This window comes from Actinoplanes sp. NPDC051633 (assembly GCF_040681735.1).
GTDB lineage: Bacteria > Actinomycetota > Actinomycetes > Mycobacteriales > Micromonosporaceae > Actinoplanes.
In genome coordinates this window covers 1-2,554 of the sequence record NZ_JBFAZH010001109.1, presented here as the reverse complement: position 1 = coordinate 2,554, position 2,554 = coordinate 1, and the positions used below count along the sequence as shown (strand labels likewise).

Here is a 2,554-nt window from a genome sequence, read left to right as displayed (position 1 = left end):
CCCTCGTTCTCGACTGGAGACCGGTCAGCGACCCGGTCCCTTGGCGTGGAACTCCTCCACGATCTCCTGCGGGATGCGGCCCCGGTCGGAGATGTCCTTGCCGCTCTTCTTCGCCCACTCCCGGATCGCCTTGTTCTGCTCCCGGTCGGCCGTCGCCCCGCCCCGGCCGCGAGCCGCCCGGCCGCCGACCACCACGCCGCCACGCGCGACCTTCGACCCGGCTCCGACATAAGGGGCGAACACATCGCGCAATTTCGCGGCGTTCTTGTCCGACAGGTCGATCTCGTACTGAATGCCGTCGAGGGCGAACTTGACGGTCTCGTCGGCGTCACCACCGTCGAGGTCATCGACCAGCTTGTGAATGATCTGCTTGGCCACGCGCAGTTATCCTTCCGAGCACCGTATCGCACCTGACTTTCCCGTGAACAATAACGCCATACGTGCGCCGGGCGTCAATGGAGGTCCGTTCTTTTACTCGGGACGTACCAACGGGAACATGATGGTTTCCCGAATCCCCAGCCCGGTGAGCGCCATCAGCAACCGGTCGATTCCCATTCCCATGCCGGCCCCGACCAACTCGGAATAGGCGGTGCCGAGCTCGAGGCCGAGAACGCAGAGATCCCACTTCTCGGTCAGGCCCGGCGTTTCCCGGTGTGCCCGGGTCAGCGGCGCCGTCTCCTTCGGGAAATCCCGGACGAACGTCGGCGCCTGCAGCGACGGCGCCACGAGATGCTCGAACAACTCCTCGGCCAGCTTGCCCGGACCCACTTCGGGTCCACGCCCAGCTCGACCTTCTCGGCGTACGCCCGCAGCCGGCCAATGTCGGTCTGGAGGGTGACCTCTTCACCGAGCGCGGCCGAGAGGGACCCGAACAACGTCACCGAGGTCCACTCACCGCCGAGGTCCAACTCGGATCCGTTGAAGTGCGTCACCGTGGTCGATCCGGACACCGCGACCGCGGCCTCCTGAATCCACTCCCGCACCTGTTGTTGCATCACGTTGTAGTCGGCATACGCCTGGTAGGCCTCCAGCATCGCGAACTCCGGGGAGTGACTGCTGTCCATCCCTTCATTTCGGAAGTTCCGTTGATCTCGAAGACCCGGTCGATCCCGCCGACCACGGCGCGCTTCAGGAAAAGCTCCGGCGCGATGCGCAGATACAGATCTATGTCGAGTGCGTTGCTGTGCGTCACAAATGGTCGGGCGGTTGCGCCGCCGTGCAGCAACTGCAACATCGGCGTCTCTACTTCGAGATAATTTCGCCGGAACAGAGACTCTCGAAGACATCGCACGGTGGTGGCGCGGGTACGCACGATGTCACGCGCCTGCGGACGCACGATCAGGTCGACATAACGCTGCCGCACCCGGGTCTCCTCGGAAAGCGGCTTGTGCGCAACCGGAAGCGGACGCAGCGCCGTGTCGGGCGGCAGGAGACAAAAAGGTCTACTCAGACGTTCCGCTCATAAACCATTCTCAGCCCGATCAGCGTGATCATCGGCTCGTAGGCGGTGATCGTGCGGCACTCGTCCTTCACCAGCCCGGCCAGGCCGCCGGTGGCGATCACCGCCCGGACCGGCCCGATCTCCTCGATCATCCGCTCGACGATACGGTCCACCTGCCCCGCGAACCCGAAATACATGCCCGACTGCAAGCACTCGACGGTGTTCTTGCCGATCACCGAGCGCGGCTTGGCGGGCTCCACCTTGCGCAGCTGGGCGGCTCGGGCGGCGAGCGCGTCGAAGGAGATCTCGATGCCGGGCGCGAACGCCCCGCCGAGGAACTCTCCCCTCGCGCTGATCACGTCGAAGTTGGTGGTGGTCCCGAAGTCGACCACGATCGACGGTCCGCCGTAGAGCGCGTGCGCGGCCAGCGTGTTGACCACCCGGTCGGCGCCGACCTCCTTGGGATTGTCGATGGCGAGCTGCACGCCGGTCTTGACGCCCGGCTCGACCACCACGTTGGGCAACTCGCCGTAGTACCGCGCCAGCATGGTGCGCAGGCTGCGCAACGCCTGCGGCACGGTCGAGCAGGCCGCCACGCCGCTGACCTCGACGGCATCACCGGCCAGCAGCCCGCGGAACATGAGGCCGAGCTCGTCGGCGGTCGACCGGGCGTCGGTCTTCACCCGCCAGTCGTGCACCAGCTTGTCCCCGTCGAAGGTCGCCAGCACGGTGTTGGTGTTCCCGATGTCGATACAAAGCAGCACGAGGTGATTCTTCCTGTTCGCTCGCCCGATCGGCGCACGGCGGCCGACGATCGAAAATCAAAACCGTTTGATGGTTACGCGCCATCCGGTCCCCAACCGCAGGCACCGAGTCACGCCCCCACACGCCGGCCAGTCGGTGGTCACCCTCCCTGCCCCGCCGCCGAGCGGCCCGGGATCGGGCGGCCCCGAATCAGCGGGCGCGCAGATCAAGGGCGATGTCGAGGATCGGGGACGAGTGCGTCAGGCCGCCGACCGAGAGGTAGTCGACGCCGGTCGCGGCGTAGGCCGCGACCGTTTACAAGGTGAGGTTGGCGGGGGGCGCCCGCTCGGGCCCGTGCCCCCCCCCCCC

At 66.4% G+C, this 2,554-nt stretch carries 2 protein-coding genes and 2 pseudogenes; all 4 read right to left on the bottom strand.

Features of this window, described 5'->3' with window-relative positions:
• Window positions 1-24 precede the first annotated feature (24 nt).
• Window positions 25-378, bottom strand: coding sequence for an Lsr2 family protein (locus tag AB0M20_RS37660; protein ID WP_364305594.1), 354 nt, complete (start codon window positions 376-378; stop codon window positions 25-27).
• Between the two features lie 93 nt (window positions 379-471).
• Window positions 472-1,414: pseudogene (locus AB0M20_RS37655) on the bottom strand (amino acid--tRNA ligase-related protein); the annotation flags it as partial.
• Between the two features lie 32 nt (window positions 1,415-1,446).
• On the bottom strand, window positions 1,447-2,205 hold the full coding sequence (locus tag AB0M20_RS37650; protein WP_364305591.1) for a type III pantothenate kinase: 759 nt from the start codon (window positions 2,203-2,205) through the stop codon (window positions 1,447-1,449).
• 190 nt (window positions 2,206-2,395) lie between these two features.
• Window positions 2,396-2,554, bottom strand: a pseudogene (locus AB0M20_RS37645) (nicotinate-nucleotide diphosphorylase (carboxylating)); the annotation flags it as partial.